Source organism: Chryseobacterium sp. GW821-FHT04C04 (assembly GCF_059420365.1).
Genome location: NZ_JBWKTO010000008.1, coordinates 31,410 through 49,774, shown reverse-complemented (window position 1 = coordinate 49,774; position 18,365 = coordinate 31,410). Strand labels below are relative to the sequence as shown.

20 protein-coding genes are annotated in these 18,365 nt (G+C 36.0%); 17 read left to right on the top strand and 3 right to left on the bottom strand.

Annotated elements, in window-relative coordinates:
* Positions 1 to 756 precede the first annotated feature (756 nt).
* From AC07UM_RS22590 to AC07UM_RS22575, 4 genes are all read left to right on the top strand, one after another.
* The gene (locus AC07UM_RS22590) at positions 757 to 1,131 is read left to right on the top strand and encodes a hypothetical protein (RefSeq protein WP_494685014.1); all 375 of its coding nucleotides are present in this window, start codon (positions 757 to 759) and stop codon (positions 1,129 to 1,131) included.
* 114 nt (positions 1,132 to 1,245) lie between these two features.
* Positions 1,246 to 1,407 (top strand): bacteriocin-like protein, encoded by a 162-nt coding sequence (locus AC07UM_RS22585; protein WP_153816336.1) that lies wholly within the window; start codon positions 1,246 to 1,248, stop codon positions 1,405 to 1,407.
* Positions 1,408 to 1,570: 163 nt separating this feature from the next.
* Positions 1,571 to 2,329 carry a DUF4241 domain-containing protein gene (locus AC07UM_RS22580; RefSeq protein WP_494685013.1) on the top strand — a complete coding sequence of 253 codons (759 nt, stop codon included), beginning with the start codon at positions 1,571 to 1,573 and terminating at the stop codon, positions 2,327 to 2,329.
* Positions 2,330 to 2,331: 2 nt separating this feature from the next.
* Complete coding sequence (locus AC07UM_RS22575) at positions 2,332 to 3,018, top strand: SMUG2 DNA glycosylase family protein (protein WP_494685012.1); 687 nt, start codon at positions 2,332 to 2,334, stop codon at positions 3,016 to 3,018.
* An 86-nt stretch (positions 3,019 to 3,104) separates the two neighbouring features.
* On the opposite strand, the gene AC07UM_RS22570 is transcribed toward AC07UM_RS22575, so the two are convergent.
* Positions 3,105 to 3,926 carry a T9SS type A sorting domain-containing protein gene (locus AC07UM_RS22570; RefSeq protein WP_494685011.1) on the bottom strand — a complete coding sequence of 274 codons (822 nt, stop codon included), beginning with the start codon at positions 3,924 to 3,926 and terminating at the stop codon, positions 3,105 to 3,107.
* Between the two features lie 34 nt (positions 3,927 to 3,960).
* Positions 3,961 to 4,512: a phage tail protein gene (locus tag AC07UM_RS22565; RefSeq protein ID WP_494685010.1), complete on the bottom strand. Its 552-nt coding sequence runs from the start codon at positions 4,510 to 4,512 to the stop codon at positions 3,961 to 3,963.
* A 259-nt stretch (positions 4,513 to 4,771) separates the two neighbouring features.
* Between AC07UM_RS22565 and AC07UM_RS22560 the strand changes: the two genes are divergently transcribed.
* The 13 genes from AC07UM_RS22560 (at position 4,772) to AC07UM_RS22500 (ending at position 16,455) form a co-directional block, all read left to right on the top strand.
* The gene (locus AC07UM_RS22560) at positions 4,772 to 5,536 is read left to right on the top strand and encodes an enoyl-CoA hydratase/isomerase family protein (protein WP_494685009.1); all 765 of its coding nucleotides are present in this window, start codon (positions 4,772 to 4,774) and stop codon (positions 5,534 to 5,536) included.
* Between the two features lie 436 nt (positions 5,537 to 5,972).
* A complete protein-coding gene (locus tag AC07UM_RS22555; RefSeq protein WP_494685008.1) occupies positions 5,973 to 8,936 on the top strand; it encodes a SusC/RagA family TonB-linked outer membrane protein in 2,964 nt (987 codons plus the stop codon).
* A gap of 11 nt (positions 8,937 to 8,947) precedes the next feature.
* Positions 8,948 to 10,453: a RagB/SusD family nutrient uptake outer membrane protein gene (locus AC07UM_RS22550; protein WP_494685007.1), complete on the top strand. Its 1,506-nt coding sequence runs from the start codon at positions 8,948 to 8,950 to the stop codon at positions 10,451 to 10,453.
* A 175-nt stretch (positions 10,454 to 10,628) separates the two neighbouring features.
* Positions 10,629 to 11,246, top strand: coding sequence for a hypothetical protein (locus AC07UM_RS22545; RefSeq protein ID WP_494685006.1), 618 nt, complete (start codon positions 10,629 to 10,631; stop codon positions 11,244 to 11,246).
* A 100-nt stretch (positions 11,247 to 11,346) separates the two neighbouring features.
* Positions 11,347 to 11,637 (top strand): winged helix-turn-helix domain-containing protein, encoded by a 291-nt coding sequence (locus AC07UM_RS22540; RefSeq protein WP_109739256.1) that lies wholly within the window; start codon positions 11,347 to 11,349, stop codon positions 11,635 to 11,637.
* A 65-nt stretch (positions 11,638 to 11,702) separates the two neighbouring features.
* Complete coding sequence (locus AC07UM_RS22535; protein ID WP_494685005.1) at positions 11,703 to 11,993, top strand: hypothetical protein; 291 nt, start codon at positions 11,703 to 11,705, stop codon at positions 11,991 to 11,993.
* 25 nt (positions 11,994 to 12,018) lie between these two features.
* Positions 12,019 to 12,351: a hypothetical protein gene (locus tag AC07UM_RS22530; protein WP_494685004.1), complete on the top strand. Its 333-nt coding sequence runs from the start codon at positions 12,019 to 12,021 to the stop codon at positions 12,349 to 12,351.
* A gap of 11 nt (positions 12,352 to 12,362) precedes the next feature.
* On the top strand, positions 12,363 to 12,848 hold the full coding sequence (locus AC07UM_RS22525) for a Coq4 family protein (protein WP_494685003.1): 486 nt from the start codon (positions 12,363 to 12,365) through the stop codon (positions 12,846 to 12,848).
* A gap of 8 nt (positions 12,849 to 12,856) precedes the next feature.
* On the top strand, positions 12,857 to 13,153 hold the full coding sequence (locus tag AC07UM_RS22520; protein WP_494685002.1) for a hypothetical protein: 297 nt from the start codon (positions 12,857 to 12,859) through the stop codon (positions 13,151 to 13,153).
* A 51-nt stretch (positions 13,154 to 13,204) separates the two neighbouring features.
* Positions 13,205 to 14,575, top strand: coding sequence for a DUF4153 domain-containing protein (locus tag AC07UM_RS22515; protein WP_494685001.1), 1,371 nt, complete (start codon positions 13,205 to 13,207; stop codon positions 14,573 to 14,575).
* Positions 14,576 to 14,581: 6 nt separating this feature from the next.
* The gene (locus AC07UM_RS22510; RefSeq protein ID WP_494685000.1) at positions 14,582 to 15,271 is read left to right on the top strand and encodes a DUF1361 domain-containing protein; all 690 of its coding nucleotides are present in this window, start codon (positions 14,582 to 14,584) and stop codon (positions 15,269 to 15,271) included.
* Positions 15,272 to 15,342: 71 nt separating this feature from the next.
* Complete coding sequence (locus AC07UM_RS22505; protein ID WP_494684999.1) at positions 15,343 to 15,882, top strand: hypothetical protein; 540 nt, start codon at positions 15,343 to 15,345, stop codon at positions 15,880 to 15,882.
* A 60-nt stretch (positions 15,883 to 15,942) separates the two neighbouring features.
* Positions 15,943 to 16,455, top strand: a complete 513-nt coding sequence (locus AC07UM_RS22500; protein WP_236851689.1) for a hypothetical protein — start codon at positions 15,943 to 15,945, stop codon at positions 16,453 to 16,455.
* Positions 16,456 to 16,542: 87 nt separating this feature from the next.
* Here AC07UM_RS22500 and AC07UM_RS22495 read toward each other — a convergent pair whose 3' ends face one another.
* Entirely contained in the window at positions 16,543 to 18,201 is a 1,659-nt protein-coding gene (locus AC07UM_RS22495; RefSeq protein ID WP_494684998.1) for a S8 family peptidase, read from the bottom strand.
* Between the last annotated feature and the right edge of the window lie 164 nt (positions 18,202 to 18,365).

Here is an 18,365-nt window from a genome sequence, read left to right as displayed (position 1 = left end):
AGAGGTTATATTGCAGTATAACACTATAAGTCATTTATTTATACATTACAGAGGAAAGGGCGTTCTGTAGTGTATTTTTTTGTTTTGCCCCAAATTAAAAACTTTTTTTTATGCTTGAAGACATTATTGAGTTCTTAACGGAATATTATGACAGTGTAGTTAATTTCCTTTCCTCTGATGAGGTTAAATCTTTAAAAAGCTTATTAAGTATTACGAGAAGTATCCACTATTTCTCTAATAAATATAAGGATAAAAAAGATAAGCAAGATTAACACTGAGGAGCACTATCAAGGTTACAACTTGTAAGTGCTCCCTCTTTTTCATTATTGCAAAGATACGAACTATGTTGTTGTCTCGCAACAACAACAACAACAAAATCAGTAGTTGCTGTCTATCTTTATTTATTAATTTTATCTATAACATCATCCGCACCTTTATCCATAGTATCATCGTTAACATCATCATCACTATTATCTTCAACTTTATCTCTATGATAAGCAACATCTTTTTTCTATATTTGCGACCTAAACATATCGACAAAACAAAGCGTTTGCTTTTTATACTACCTTACAGGAATCTGGTAAATTCAAAAATTAGGAGTAGATAAATAAGCGAAATGCTCATGCCATACGGCGTGGGCTTTCCTGTTTATTTCCTAATGGCTTACCAGAGCCTCTGTAAGAATGAATGGGCAAAGTCCCACGCTTTCTTATTTTAATCATCACTGTTGGGACTAGGTGAACTAAAAATCATTTTATGAAAAAAGTTTTCTTTACCGTTTGTATGCTATTCGGAGTCTTTTGTTTCTCCCAAAACATAAGTAAAAAGTACAATTCAATCTATAGAAGATATGAATACTTTATACCTGATGGAAGTATGATTGGTTATGAACAATACAATAATGTATTAAAACAATGGGAGTATTATTCTACCAATAGTTCTCAATCTCCTCAGACTCGACAGCCTACACAGTATCATGCACCTCAACAATTGAACATCATTAATATTGGCAATAGTATGAATATTCTACAAAATAGATATAACAATAATGTTCAGCAAGTTCAAAATACAATAAACAATATCGAAAGTCAAATCAAAAATTTAGATATTGATTTTGATGGCGAATTTTAATTTGAAAGTCAACTCATCCTTAACAAGGATCAAAATATGATTAAAAATAACTAACTTTATTATGCGAAATCCGAAAAGCATATAGAGTAGGAGAGAACTTCAAAACTGATTACTATGAAAAACTTAAAAAAACTTTCAAGACACGAGTTGAGATCTCTTAAAGGTGCCGGGCCAAACTGGTCTTGTGCTCTTAATCCTTGTCCTCCCGGAAGCTGTTGTCTTCCTGGAAGATGGCCAGACATTGCCAGAGCATGTTATATATGTGCAGATTCTTAGTCCTTTTAATTAATTAAAAAACTTAAAACAATACATAAAGCAGCAATTCTTCGGAGTTTGTTGCTTTATTTTTATAATCTTTTGTTAAAAATTCTGACATATTTGATGCCTTTACATTTATTCATTACTTTCAAATTTGAAATCAATTCAAAAAAATAATACTATGAACGAAAGCTGGATGCAAAAATGGGAAGAAGTGAAAAATATTTTGGTTTGTCCTACAGACCTGGAAACCTATTTTACTTCTGATGAAATTCTGGGGCAGAAAATGGAGACGATGGAAATTGGAACTGTTTCTCTTCCTTCGGGAAAAGTGGTGGTGAGAGATCCATTGGTTTCTCTAAATGGGAATCAATCACCTTACTTTATTCAGGCTCCGAAAGGCAATTTTCCTGTAACCATTGCTGTGGTAAAATCTGAAGATTGGGGGGACAGATATGCTGTTGTAAAAGTAGAATTTACCAAAGAAAAGCCTGTTATTTACAGAGAAGCCTTAGTAGGGATTGAAGAATTGAATGATATAACCGAAGATGATTTTTTTGGTTTCGGGGTAGATGCAGGCTTAGGTTGTATTACTGATAAGGAAGTGCTTCCTTTTGTGGATCAATTTGTAGATGAAATAGAGGTCGACAATGTGTATGATGATTATTTCGCTGAGCTTTTCTCACAAAGCTATATAGATAATCCCAACAATCAGAGAAAAGCAGGAGATTGGATCAATTGGACGGTTCCCAATACCAACTATCAGATTCCGATGTTTGCAAGTGGTTTTGGTGATGGTAGCTATCCTGTTTACTTTGCTTATGATGACAACGAAGAAATTTGTGGTTTATACATTCAATTTATTGATGTTGAATTAGCTTTAAGTGATGAAGACGAGGACGAGGATCAACCTGAAAATTTCGTTTTTCTTAAAAACTAAATATGAGTAAAACTTTTGCTGATAAAGTGGTTCGATTCAATAAGAATCTGGAATATTTGGGAGATCTTCCTGAAGGTTTTCAGGTATTGAATCCGTATTTGGATCATCCGGAAACGATGGAAGTCATGCAAAAGTTTTATCATAAATACTATGATGATTCTGCTCAAAGAAAATTTATGATAGGAATCAATCCCAGCCGTCACGGAGCGGGCGTTACGGGAATTCCGTTTACTGATACAAAAAGGCTGGAAAGTATTTGCGGAATAAAAATGGAATCTGCCCGTACTCATGAAGTCTCTTCTGTTTTTATGTATGATATGATCGAAGAATATGGAGGTGCAGATCTTTTCTACAAAGACATTTATATCAATTCTCCATTTCCGCTGGCTATCGTAAGGAAATCAAAAAACGGATGGCTTAATGCTAATTATTATGATGATAAAAAGCTGTTCGAAGCAGTCAAAGATTTTATGATTGATTCCCTGAAGAAACATATCAGTCTTAATCTGGATGCCTCAGAGGTTTTCATTCTCGGTAAAAAGAACGCCGAATTTATATCAAAGTTGAACAAAGAAGCAAAACTTTTTGATACCATGACCGTCCTGGAGCATCCCAGATATATCCAGCAATACAAATCAAAAGAGAAACAGTTGTATATTGACAAATACATTTTAGCATTGAAAAAATAAATCCCTTAATCATTCAATTAAGGGATTTGTCATTCATGAATTAGAATCTTTATAGGGATGTGGAACTTGTGCGAAGTTGTATAAAATTAGTTCTTAATTACTTTGGTAGATTCCGTTGCTGTTTTGATAATATAAACTCCTTTTGGAAGCTCTGAAATATTGATTTCATTATTTCCTTTCCGGGTTTGTACCGTTTTCAGCATTTTACCATCCATACTGTATATTTTAGCTTCACTGGCTTTTTCAGTATTGATAGAAAGTGGTCCATTGGTTGGATTAGGATAAACTGTCAGGTCTCTTTTAAAACTTTTAGTTTCCGAGGTACCCAATACCAGATTACTGTCTTTTACCCATGTGAAAGCATCGAGAGCTACATATCTGAATGCTCCGTTCGCGGTGATTTGAAGCTCATCAATCACAATGTTCGAATAGTTTTGCCCATTCAGATTGGTCAGGTCAATCAAAGTATATCCGTTTGTAGTACCTAATGAGGTTGCAAACCCAGTGGTTTTTGTTTGCGTAAATTTCGTTACCCCACTTAGCTTTCCTGTTACAATAATATTTCCTGATACATTCAGATCCAGGTTTAATGCTGAAAGATACATCCAGAATCTGTTTACTTTAAACAAATTGGAAGTAGTCTTAATACTGAATGATGGAGGAGATTGTGTGTCGTTGGAATTATCAATGTATCTGTTGTCATTTGCTGCTCCGCTCCAGCCTGTTCCGGGGAAATTTCCCTGAATATCAAAAACACTCACATGTGAAATGATGTTGAAAATGACTCCATTATCGGTGAAGCTTGTACTTCCGTTCGATTCCGTTTCAAATTGCTCTGTACTTGTCTGCCCGAATGAAAAAATTGAAATGAGCAGACTACAAATGGTTAAAAAAGTAGTGCTTTTCATAATTGTGGTTTTAAATTTTAGGTTATTATAAATATTAACTTCTTGGAGGATAAATCCCTTCAATGCAAATAATATAATTTAAGCCAAGATAAGGAGGCATATTATTCACGGGTAGATTTTGTCCTACATAAGAAATACTTTGTGCATTAATCGCAGTATCAGGATTCGCATTGTTTACATAACTTGTAACAGCATTAAAGTCTCTTCCTACCTGATTTCCTGTAATGGCGATAGAGGTTGTAGCACTAGGAGTTGATGAATTGGCATTTTTGTTAGCTACTTTCAGCTGAAATCCACTTCCGATACTTGGCATATTGGATGCTAAAAGTGTGTTTTGTGTAGTACCTGCCACTACTCCCAAAGGATAAAATTCGTTGGCATTTACATTTCCTGCTCCTAAAGCCATACGTCCTTTTAAGTTAGGTAATGCGAAAGTTGTGACACCATCTCCACCATAAGTTGTTCCTAAAATAGAGAATAAAGCAGAATTGTTTGAAATCCTTAATAAGCTTCCGTCACAAAACATCCAGCCTCTGGGTGCGAAATTTCCTGCAAATAATTTTACGATTCCAATGTACTCGTCCATGATAATAAGTTTTTTTAGTTTTAAATTTTCTTACTCTCTTATAGGCTTTTCAGATACCACCTTTTGGTTATTAATTCTTAGACCAAAGGAACAACTAATAGCATTCGGGTACTAGAGTAGAAAATACCAAATTAAAGACTCCGTATTTCTACGTAAAGGCAATCTTTTACAAGGTGTATTTATAATGGAAATTATCGTTTTTAAGTTTCTCAGAAAGAGCTGTATTTCGTATTTTTGTAAGAATCCAATAAAAATAAAAATGAGCGAATTTGTAGCATCAGAAATTAAAAATAATATTGCCGAGATCAGTTTCGGAACACCCAAAAGCAACTCTCTTCCAGGAGCAATTTTAGAAAAACTGGCTGAAGCCATCCTTGAAGAAGGTGCGAAAGATGAGGTTAAAGCTATTTTAGTAAAAAGTGCAGGTGAGAAAGCATTCTGTGCAGGTGCAAGTTTCGATGAGCTTTTAGCTATTGAAGAGCTTGAAGCTTCCACTCAATTTTTCGGTGGTTTTGCAAAGGTTTTAAATGCTATGAGAAATTGTGGGAAAATCGTAGTAGTAAGAGTTCAAGGGAAGACAACCGGCGGAGGAGTAGGAATTGCCTGTGGAGCAGACTATTGTTTTGCAACAAAAGACTCCGCTTTAGCCCTTACGGAAATCAATCTTGGGATCGGCCCTTTTGTAATCGGCCCTTATGTAGAGAGAAAAATCGGAAAGTCACAATTCTCTGCAATGGCTATTGATGCTGACTTCAGATCCGCTGAGTGGGCTGAACAGCATAATGTTTACCATTCCGTTTCAGATTCTATTCAAGAAATGGACGAGAAATTGGAGACGTTTTTACAAACTTTAGCATCAAGAAGCAGTGATGCTTTAGCTTTAATAAAAAAGGTTTCATGGGAAGGTACAGATCATTTTAATGAATTGATGCCTGCAAGAATCCATATGAGTGCAAGCCTTATCCTTGAAGATTCTGCGAAGAAAAATATAGAATCCATTAAAGAAAGATTGAGAGCAAAATAATCTTATTCTTTTAGATGCTGGGTTTTAATAAGTATACGATCCGGAGAAACAGCGTTTCTCCGGATTTTTTTATGTCTTTTTATTATTATAAGCATCCTATTTTTATATTTTTCAACGAATCGGAAATCAATTGTATTTTACGTATGTTAGGATTGGGATATTTTCATGGTATTACTATTTATTTTTATTTTATGGTATTTAAAACGTGTTTTTAATTTAAAATCGTTAATATTTTAACGTTTTTTAAATGTTTGTTTGGTTTTTTTTAAACTGATTTAACGGAATTTTAACGAATTTTTTTAATTAATTAAACAATATTGATTAAAATCATTATTCAATTATATTTAATTCAATTAAATATCTTTTTCTTTATGTTTTTAACAGTTTTTATTACATATATTTGCTCTCATACTGTTAAAATATGTTAAATATGAAAATGAAGTTAATACTAAGCACTGCTGTGCTGTTCTTTGTAGGAGGACATCTGGTGGAAGCCCAAAAGGTGAAACGGGACACAATACCTCAGGACACTAAGATTGATGAAATTGTTGTGGTTGCCTATGGAAGCCAGAAAAGAGAAACCATGGTAGGGTCCAATACCGAAGTAAAAGCCAAACAATTTGCAGACCGCCCGATTACCAGTATCGGACAAGCTTTAGACGGTGCCAGTGCTGGGGTAAAAGTAAGTACCGGTACAGGACAGCCGGGAAGTTCACCAAGTATTCAAATCCGTGGGATAGGTTCGTATGGTATTACAACAAATCCTTTATATGTAGTGGATGGTACCATATATACCGGTTCTCTTGCCGCCATCAATCCCAATGATATTGCCTCATTCAATATCCTTAAAGATGCTGCCTCTACCTCGTTGTATGGTTCTGCAGCAGCTAATGGTGTTGTTTTAATTACTACAAAATCAGGTAGAAAAGGAAAAGATGCCTTCAATTTTAGTATGAGTACCGGAGCGATTGGAAGATCAATTCCGGAATATGACAGAGTGAATGTGTATCAGTATTATCCTCTTATCTGGGAAGCTATCAGAAATGGGAGATTTGCATCTAATCCGGGATTAGGGCTTGCAGATGCTAATAATTATGCTTCGATAGTTTTGGTTACTGGAAATACACAATATGGACCGGGGGTTCTAAAAACGAATGTATTTAATGTTGACCCTCATCAGTTAGTTGTCAATGGCGTTTTAAACCCGGATGCTAAACTGAAATATACAGATTTAGACTGGCAGAAACCTTTGATGAATACAGGTTTCAGACAGAACTATGAATTGAATTACAGTGGTGGAAGCAATACAACGACCTATTTTTCTTCAGTAGGATATACCAATGAAACAGGATATCTTATCAAATCAGATTTTGAAAGATTTACAGCAAGATTAAAAGTAGATTCACAAGTAAAAAGCTGGTTGAAATTAGGAACCAGTATCAGTGGAGTATCTTCTAACGGAAACAACTCTGTAGAAGGTGTGGATAATAATTCTGCTTATATCAACCCATACAGATGGACAAGAACAATGGGGCCTATTTACAGTCCTTATGCGCATGACCCTAATACATTTGCTACTCTTTATGATAATGCAGGAAATGTAGTGTATGACGCAGGAAGTGCCAGAGGTGCTGATGCTGCGGCTGGAAGAAACGTAATTCAGGAAACACTTTTAAATAAAGATCTTTCTAAAAACTATTATATCATTTCCAGAGCTTACGCTGAAATCAAAGTAGATCCTTATCTTACTTTATCTACCAACGTAGGGTATGACATCAGAAATAACAGAAGAAGTACCTATGGAAATAAAATTATCGGAGATGCAGCTCCCGGAGGTTCAGCTGAAAAATACAGCTTTACTGAACAAACTTTTACCTGGAACCAGCTCTTAAACTACAAAAGAAAATTTGGAGAGCACAATTTTGAGTTCCTTTTTGGACATGAAAGCTATAAATTCATGTATGAATACCTGTACGGATATAAAAAAGGTCAGATTGTAGACGATAATGATGAATTGATCAACTTTGTAACGCCTGCAACACTTACTTCCCGTACAGACAATTACAGAAAAGAAGGGGTGTTTTCAAGATTGAATTATGACTATAAATCAAAATACTTACTTTCAGGATCTATCCGTTGGGATGGCTCATCCAGATTTGCTAAAGATGTAAGATGGGATTCGTTCTGGTCTATTGGTGCAGGATGGAGACTGAAAGGAGAAGAATTCTTAAGCAATTCTAATCTTATCAGTGAATTAAAACTAAGAGGTTCTTATGGTGAAGTAGGGAATGACAGAACAGACAGTTATTACATGTACAAAAGTACGTATACTTTAGGGTATAATAATGCTCAGGAGCCTGGAATCTTATTTGGCTTTTTGGCTGATCCTACCATTACTTGGGAGGCCAACAAACAAACTGATTTAGGGATTGATTTTGGATTTTTAAATAACAGAATTACAGGTTCTGTAGAATATTATAAAAGAGTTACAGAAGATCTGATCTTCCCGGTTCCACTTCCGGTTTCATCCGGAGTTCCTGATAATACCATCAGCCGAAATGTGGGAACAATGTATAACCGTGGATTCGAATTCAGCATTAATGCAGATGTTATTAAAACCCCAAATTTCACATGGAATATCAATGCGAATGCATCTACCCTTAAAAACCAGGTTACCGAACTTTCCAATGGAATAACGGAAATCATCAATGGAACAAAGAAAGTTTCTGTGGGACATTCAATATATGATTACTGGTTAAGACAATGGTATGGGGTAGATCCGGCGGACGGCTCACCTTTATTCCTTGTTGCTGATGCGTTTGCTAATACAACAGCTGCTGATATCAGAACCGTGAATGGTCAAAAAGTGACTACCAATTTTAACAAAGCGAAATATGATTATTCTGGCACAGCAATTCCTGATTTATTTGGAAGTTTCGGAACATCAATTACGTATAAACAATGGTCATTATCCGCAATGTTTACCTATCAGTTAGGTGGAAAAACATATGATTCGAATTATGCAGCACTGATGTCCAGCTACTCACAAGGAGGGGCTTTAAGTACAGATATCCTTGACAGATGGACAACTCCGGGCCAGATTACTGATATTCCGGCATTGAACTCCTCTACGTATACAAGCTCGAATACAGCTTCATCAAGATGGCTGGTGAGCTCAGATTTTATTACATTTAGACAGGCTACTTTAAGCTATAGTTTCAGTCCGGAAACCTTATCTCAACTGGGGGTGTCAGGATTAAGAATTCTTGTTTCGGGTGAGAATTTATGGAGCAAAACAGCAAGAAAAGGGTTAGAACCGGCGCAAGCTTTCAATGGTACTGCATCAAACAGATATACGCCGGCGAGAGTAGTAACGATAGGGTTTAATGTATCATTTTAAATAATTAAATAATGAAAAATTTCAAAAAACAATATATAAAATGGGCTGTTGTTCTTTCAGTCTTTACAGGAATGGTTTCATGTGAGAGTGATTACCTCGAAACAGATCCTACTACTGCAGCTTCAGAAGAAGCAGCGTATTCAAGTGCGGCCAACCTTATGGCAATTGTGAATGGGATGCATAGAGATATGTATTACAGACAAAATGATAACCAGGGACAAAATGGACAGGGTGGAATTATGATTATGATGGATGCTTTAGCAGATGACCTTGTTTTCCCATCTACCGGAAATGGCTGGTATGTTTCAACGGTAAGATGGCAGGATCAGGTAAATGATAATGCGGCCAATGATTTTTACCCTTATCAGTTTTATTATGCATTAATCAGAAATGCAAATTTAGTGATAGCTAATGGCCCTTCAGTGCCTGCACCTAATGCTGCTGATGCAACTACTATTAAAGCAGCTATTGGTGAAGCATATGCATTTAGAGCTTTCTGTTATTATATGCTGGTTCAGATTTATGGTAAAAGATATGTCCCGGGTATAAACAATACACAGCTTGGTGTTCCTATCAGATTAGTTGCTAATGAAATACCTTTGGCAAGAAATACCGTAGAAGAAGTGTATACACAGATCGGAAAAGATCTTAATGAAGCAGCGACCAGACTTACAGGGATTACCAGAGCGACAAAATCGCATTTTAATGATAAAGTAATTTTAGGATTGAAGGCTAGAATCGCATTAACACAAGGGAATTATGCTGCCGCTGTAACTGCTGCTCAGTCCGCTCGTGCAGGATTTGCATTGATGGATAATGCAACTTATACTGCCGGCTTTAATAATTTAGCAGGTGTTGGTGAATGGATGTGGGGAGCTACCATTATAGCAGACCAGGGAGATTCATTCTCAAACTTTGGGGCTTATATGTCAAGGAACTTTAATTCAACCAATATTCGTCAGGCTCCAAAAGCAATTAATAGTAAATTATTTTTATTATTCCCAGCTACAGATGTAAGAACGAAGAATTTTGATCCTACCGGAGCACATACTTTGCTTGGATTACCCTCAACATATTCTAAATTCCCATATACAGGACAGAAGTTTCTTGCTGCAAGTCAGGCAGACAGTAGAGTGGATGTTCCTTATATGAGATCTGCAGAAATGTATCTTATAGAAGCAGAAGCTTTAGCAAGATCAGGAGATGAAGCTGGTTCAAAAGCTGTTTTCAATGTATTTGCAAAAAACAGAAACCCTTCTTATGCAGGCGCTACTACAACGGGATCTGCATATATCACAGAAATTCTTAACAGCAGAAGGCTGGAATTCTGGGGGGAAGGTTTCAGATTTTTGGATCTGAAAAGACTTAATCAAGGTTTGGACAGAACGGGTGCAAATCATTCGTCAGTGGTTACCAATAACGTAATGACCGTTGCTAATACAGATTTACGTTGGGAATTCCTGATTCCAAGAGCTGAAATCAATGCCAACCCATTGATTGTTCAGAATCCATTATAACACGTACAGATTTTAATATATGATAGAGAACCCGGCTGCTGGCAGGGTTCTCTTTTTTTATTTCTATGAGTAAATAAGTGATGAGGTTTTCGGCAGAAAAATTATTTTCAAAATTTGAAATAAATAATTGGTGGATTAAAAATAAATTATAACTTTGTAATTCAAAGTTCTTTTTATGGATTCAAAAAATTATCACGAAGACTTATCCCATATCCGTTCTATGATGGAACGGTCTTCCAGATTTATTTCCTTAAGCGGTTTATCAGGAGTTGTTGCCGGCTTAACTGCAATTATTGGAGCTGTATATGTGTATTTTGTTTTTCAAAGAGAAGGAATCAGCTATTTTGATGGAGACAGAAATATTCTCGGTCCTGCCTTAGTTAAAGAATTGGTACTGATTGGAGGCATTATTTTAGTGGTTGCTATTCTTAGCGGTTACATTTTCACTGCCCATAAAAGTAAAAAGAAAGGATTGAAAATCTGGGATGCTACTACAAAGCGGCTTTTGATTACCTTTGCAGTGCCTTTGGTAGCAGGAGGAGTCTTTTGTCTCGCACTTCTTTATCATCATCTTTTTGTTTTCATTGCTCCGGCTACTCTGATTTTTTACGGATTGGCCCTGGTAGCTGCAGAACGCTATACATTAACGGACGTAAAGTATCTAGGATATCTTGAGATCATTTTAGGACTTATTTCTTTATTCTTTTTAGGATGGGGATTGCTGTTCTGGGCAATTGGTTTCGGCGTTTTGCATATCGTGTATGGATTGATTATGCATAAGAAGTATAAGTAATGGGAATTGGATATGGTTTTGCCATTGAATGGCGGAATCAATAGAATAAGTATAAATGTTGCCTTTAGCAGTGACTGCTGAATAAACAAGATAAAGTAAAATGATCAAAATAAATCAACTCAATAAAGAATTCGAAAGCCGTGTAAGATTAGGCATTATGTCTGTTCTTATGGTCAACGACTGGGTTGATTTTTCTGAAATGAAAAGCCTGCTCGAAATTACAGATGGAAATCTGGCCAGCCACAGCAATGCATTGGAGAAAGCAGGATATATCGAAGTGAAGAAAGAATTTGTTGGGAAGAAGCCTAAAACCTCCTATCGTGTAACGCAGAGTGGAAGACAGGCATTTACTGAACATTTAGATGGCCTTGAAAAATTATTGGGACGATAGTCCTATATTTTTTTGAAAATAAACTTTGAATTACAAAGTACTTTATAAAATAAAACATGAATAAAATGATAACACAAAAACAAAAAACACTCACAATTTACGCTCTCCCATTGGCTTTACTGTGTATTCCATTGCTGGGAAACTTATTTTCTAAAGAAGTAAACTGGTCAGCTTCAGATTTTCTTATAGCAGGAGCTTTACTCTTTACAACAGCTTTTCTCATCAATCTGGTCAGAAGCAAAATCAAAAAACAAAGTCAGAAAGTTCTGATCTGTATTTTCATTTTGCTGGCTCTTGCATTGATCTGGATCGAACTGGCGGTAGGGATTTTCGGAAGTCCATTTGCCGGAAGTTAATTGTTTAGATTACTTATTTAAAAAAATGATGAAAGATTCAGAAATAATAAATCAAAAAACGGTAAAAGGCCAGGAAATTCTATACCTCGGGAAGTCTCTGTTTGCAGTGTGTTTGGTGTTGGGGAGCATGTGTCTTATTGGATATCTGACAACAAAGATGGAAGAATTTGCAATAGGAGGATACATGCTGCTAATTTTTGGAACATATTTGAACTTACTGGCGATACTAGGACTGTTGATCTATGGATTCGTATACAGATCAAGATTGAATGAATGTCTGAAAGCTATTGGAATTCTTTTGATCAATATACCCATTGCAATTCTTTATACAGCCATAGGGCTTAATAGTCTGCATTAAATAAATATACTATGAAAAAAATACGCGTTCAGTTTCTACTTTTTGTATATGACAAAACACAGAAATTATACAGAAAATACTTTAAAAAGAAAAAAAGACAATGGCAGTTCAATGAAAAACAACTGCTGGAATTTCAGGAAGATTCTCTGGGAAGAAAACTGGGTGAATTCTACAGGAAGCATGGGTTTTCAATGATCCCCAAAATGGAAAATCATGACGTACACCACTTAATTACTGGTTGTGGAACCAACTTCGAAGATGAAATTGCCATGCAGTATCTGCTTCTCGGAAACGGCAAACTCAATGCACACCTTCTGGCGGCAATCGTATTAGGAACAATTATTCTTCCGGAATATGTGAAAATTTATATCAGAGCCTACAAGAAAGGACAGAACATGAGAACCTTTCATCACTGGAATTTTGAAGAACTTCTATGGCAGAATTTTGAGCATGTAATGGATTTCATTCAACAAAAAGAAACTGTTGTTCTTCATTAAAACTTGATATGATGGGAAAAATAAAATTCAGTCCATTAGGAGAGAAAACATTCATGACCTCCTTTTTGCTGGGAACATGTTTATTGCTTTTGTTCTGGATTACAAGGGCAGGATTTCTTATAATATTCGGGTTTTACTATGTTGTTATTGCTGCAGTTATTAACTTGTTGATCACTTTATATGAACTCATGGAATATCTGAATGATATCTCAGAAAAGAAAAGTTCAGGAAATTCTGTACTTCTATTATTACTCAACATTCCTATTGCTCTTACATACCTCACCTTATTCTTGAATATTGCCTAATCTCTATAATTGGTCACATTAAATGTTTCAATTTTTAAATCTTTAAATATCATGAAAACACATCATTATATATTTCTTACAGCCCTTCTGTTTGTCATTGTCTTTTACGATCAGGATGTAGGGCTGAACCTTGGAATTCTGGGAATTGTCTATGCTGTATTAACTTTATTCAGAACTCCTGGGAAAAATAAAACCGGAACCCTGTATGCTCTTTTTGGAACAAGTGTTCTGTCCAGTATTGCTTTTGCCTGGTATGGAGATTTTCCATCCTTTTTGGCGGTGGTGAGTTCGCTTCTTTTGCTGGGGTATAAATCAAAAAATAGAAGGATGAAAGTTCTTCTTCTTGTTCCGGTTTTTATTGTCAACTGCTGTACTTCCTTCTGTCGTTTTTTTAATTTCGATAAATGGATTCCTCAAAAGAATGTTCCCGGATTATGGCAGAAGGCATTGGCTTTTATTCTGATTCCACTTGTACTTGTTTCGGTTTTCTTTGGTATCTATTCTGCGGGAAGCGACCACTTTGCAGCTCTTTTTACGGATTATGAGCTGGATCTTAATCTTTGGCAGGTTTTCTGTCTTTTTGTTTTAGGATTCTTTATTGCCTTCAATTACTGGAACTATGCCGTAGAAAAACTGATCTATAAAAACAATTATTTTTTGGATAATGATTTTCAAAAAGATTCTCAAACTCCTAAATCTACCTACTCTTTTCTGGATCTTGATGCCGAAAGAATGAGCGGAGTAATATCTTTTGTTTTACTGAATATTTTACTGGTCTTCTTCATTATCACTTACAATTATGAACAGTTTTATGAAGCGGTAAAAACACCTGTTCAGCTTTCAGAAGAAACGCATGAAAGAGTAAATGCAGTGATCATGTCTATTGTAATGGCCATTCTTGTGATCATGTTTTACTTTAAATCCGGATTTAATTTTGATCCAAATGCAGGGCTCCTGAAAATATTGGCCAAAATCTGGATTTTCCTCAATGCAATCCTTGTACTGTCAGCAGCTCTTAAGAACTACGAGTATATTGTAAACTACGCATTTACCTATAAAAGACTGGGCGTTTTTGCCTTTTTGCTTTTATCAATAGTAGGACTGGTTTTAACCTTTATTAAAATTCAAAAGAGGAAAAGAAATATATTCCTGGTGAATATGATGGTCTGGTATCTTTATGGAACCATCTTAGTGTGCAGTTACTTTAATTGGGGTGGTTTTATTACTTCCCAGAATATAAAGAGAAAAGATTTTGCGGTCAACTATCACTTAACTTCTATTAATTTCAGTGAAAAAGCGCTGTTGAAATATGCAGATGAAAAAAATGATCAGAAGCTTAAAAAGGCCTTACAGGGTAAAGTGAAAATGGAAACCTCCAAGAGTTTTCTTTCAAAGATCATGTATTATCAGACCCTTAAATAACCAGTCATGAGAAAATTCCTAGAATCTTCAAGGTTTAAAATCAATATATTATTGATACTGATGACTATATTCTGTTTCAGTCTCTCGGCTTTCAGATACTATATCAGTGATACAAAAGTGTTTTTATTCCTCAACTGGAATCTTTTTCTGGCGTGGATTTCTTTATTGTTAAGCTCTTTTATTCTTGCCTTTAACACCAAAAGTAAAATCTCCCTGGTCTTTATTATTATAGTCTGGATTTTGTTTTTCCCCAATTCACCTTATATTCTCACTGATCTTTTTCACCTGAAGGCCAGGAATACGATCCCGATCTGGTATGATCTCATCGTAATTCTCTCCTATGCATGGACGGGGCTGATCTGTGGTTTTATCAGTCTTAATGATATTGAGCAACGGCTTTCAGATTATTATGGTAAAAGAAACTTCATCAACGGGTTGATTGTCTTTTTCCTTTTCATGAGCAGCTTTGGAGTGTATCTGGGGCGGTTTCTGAGGTGGAACAGCTGGGATGTCCTCAATAATCCTTTTGGTCTTTTCTCCGATATTGTAGTGCGGTTTATCTATCCGCTGGAATATACCAAAACATGGGGTGTTACGCTTTTGATGGGGATTATGCTGAACTTTATGTACTTTACCTTTAAATGGATGGGAACAAATAATGGAAGAGAATTACAGCCGGAGAAAATAGATCATTAAACGAATTGGAACAATTTTAGCATTTAAATGAGCTCAACAAACGGATGTTGATCATCCTTAAAATTAATATTATGAAAAAATGCTTATTGTTAATCCCTTTGATTATTGTTGCTTGTAAAAAAGAACCTGCTGTGACAGCAATTCAGGATAAGGATTCTACAATCGTAACAGAAATGCCGGACTCTGTTGTAAAAGCAGATTCAGCAGCATTGAGACAAAGAGATTCAATCATTAACAACGCTCCGGCCACTAAAGAAGTTTTGCGCAAAGGCGTAATGAGAAATGAAAAAGAAGGCCAGATCATAAGAACTGCCGATGCTAATCAGCTTCCTTTTACTTTGGGAGAAGAATTTACAAAAGATGATCAGGAACTGGTTTTAAAACTGACTCACTATGACCGTCCGAATATTAAAGCAAAAATTTCAACCAAAGAGAAAGATTTCAATATCCGTTTCAACCAGATCAAACTTCCTAACGGAGACTATGACGGACCTTTCGGAAGAGAAATTACATATGATACTTCCGGAAAAGGAGAGGTGTGGCTGATTATAGGGAAAAGCAACATGGCTTCCGGAAATACTAAGGGAAGTTTTACAGTGACTGTAGAATAAGATGAAATCAATTTGGTACAGTTTCTGCAAACTAAACTCTGAAGTTTAAAATTTAATATTATGAAAAATATAGTTCTAACAGCCATAGCTGCATCAGCCGTACTCGTAAGTTGCGGAACCGTACAGTCACTGGTTCAGAATACATTTCCATACACAACAAATGTTTTAGTTTCTACAGGCGTTCCTGCAGATAAAGAAGTTTCTTCCACTGCAACCGCTACCAATGTACAGACATGGTTCGGAGGAAATAATAATGCAAAGATCAAAGATGTGAGAATTTCAGATGCTAAAATTTCTGTTGCATCTCCCTCAGGAGGAAATCTGAGTGCATTCAAAACCATTAAAATATACGTTTCATCCAACGGAACGGGAGAAAGATTGATAGCATCACGTTCCAATATATCTGCCAATTCTTCCAGTTTAAATCTGGATCTGAATGATACAGGATTCCTGGATGAAATTGTGAAAAGTTCAGGATTAACCGTAAGAACGGTTTATGAACTGAAGAATCAAACCTCTTCAGATATGAATATCAAGGTAGCCCTTAATTTCAGCAGTGTTCCTGCGAAATAAAACCGGATAAATATTTACAAAAAAACCGCCTTTCAGAATTCTGAAAGGCGGTTTGATGTGAAGTAAAATGTATATAAAGTTTGTCTATTATAGTTTTGTGAATTTCTCAACAACTCTTCTTTGCCCCTCATTGATATTGATAATGTACTGTCCGGTTGGCAACTGTGAAATATCGATCTTTTCATCAGATAAAACAGAATTTTTGATCACGGTACGCCCCTGAAGGTTGATGATTTCAAAATCCAGTTTTTTGTTTTCAGTAGTATGAATAGCAATAGAATTGCTTGATGGGTTAGGATAAATTTTAACCTCTAAAGCAGCCAAAGTTTTAATAGGTGTTGCAAATTTACTCTCCAGTTGAAGTATGGCATTCTTTACATTAGGAAGAGGGCCGATCTTCTGACCCGTCACAGTTCCTCCCTGAGGAATCCCTGTAGAAATTAAAAGGTTTTTCATCGCTGCTGGGGTCAAATACTGACCTGTAGTTTGGCGATAGAAGGATTGAATCAAAATAGCTGCAGAAGAGACTACCGGTGTAGCAGAACTTGTACCACTGAAATAATTATAAGTTCTGTTGTTGTCATTGTCATATTTCGCATAAGATCCATAACCTGCTGCCATAACACTGCTTCCCCAGCCCTGAACATCCACTCTGTTTCCAAAAGTACTGAAACTTAATTTTGAATGGGTTGTATTGGGAGATCCAGCTCCTACAATGATAGCACCGCTGTTTCCTCTTGCATTATAGGTTGCATAAAACGGATCATCCAGATTCTGATTTCCATTACCCGCAGCTGCAATGATAATAATTCCCGAATCAGTAGCAGCTTTTGTAAGATCCCAGATTACTTTATCATACTCAGCAGGACAATACTGCCCGTCTTTTCCACCCGTCTGCATTTCATATAAAATAATATCCCCGGCCTGGGAAGCGTTTATAGATCTGCTCACCGCAGAAGCCCTGTTGTAGCCCACAGTGGTCCATTCCATGTACCCCTTTATTTCAGAAGTATTGTAAGCCGCTCCTGTAAGTCCGATATTATCTTTTATGGAACCTAAAATACTTACTACTGCAGTTCCATGGTCACGATAATTATTATTAGCCAACCCGGCATTCGGAGAATATCCCGGTTCAAGTTGTATAGAATTTTGGTTGGTCAGCATTTCATGAGTTTTGTAAAAACCATATTCTACATCACGTACCCGAATATTCTGTCCGGTGATCCCTCTTGACCAGGCATATTTTGCATTAATACCCGGATTGTCATTCAGGTAAGTCTGCAGGCTTTCAAGATCTGGCGTCGCCACAAAAGCATTTACCAAAGGGGGTTCTATAGGGGTGGCGCTCATCACAGATACATATTCTATCTCCGGAAATCTCTCCAGAGTCTGAATAATTTTCTGTGCTGCTTCCTGGTTTTGAATCGGTAGATCTGCTTTGTAAATTCTTTTCAGTTTTTCCACAGATTCTCCGGAGTTGCCGATGGCTTTGCTGCTTCTGGCCATTTCATCAAGTTTATGGTCTGTGAAATCCAGATCATACTTAAACGAAATATGATTTTCTCTTGAAAATCTCTCCAGATCAGCATTTCTGCTGAAAGCTGTTTTCTCTGAATTAATGCCTTTTGAAAAGCATACATAGATCACTGAATTTTGATCATTAGCCATTTTGGCTTGGTTGTCCTGGCCAAATGACATAGAAGAGCAGAACGCAAATAATGCGAGAAGGTTGATTTTTGTTTTCATACTATTTTGTTAAATGGTTGTAAATCAAAACTGATTTACATCAAAAATAATAATAAAATGAAAACAAATCACATTTTTGTGAATTTATTATTAATTTTTTTTTCTTTGCCTTCTGGGTAGGGTATTTCATCGTTTTTTGATAATAAACCTTATCGATTTTTAAA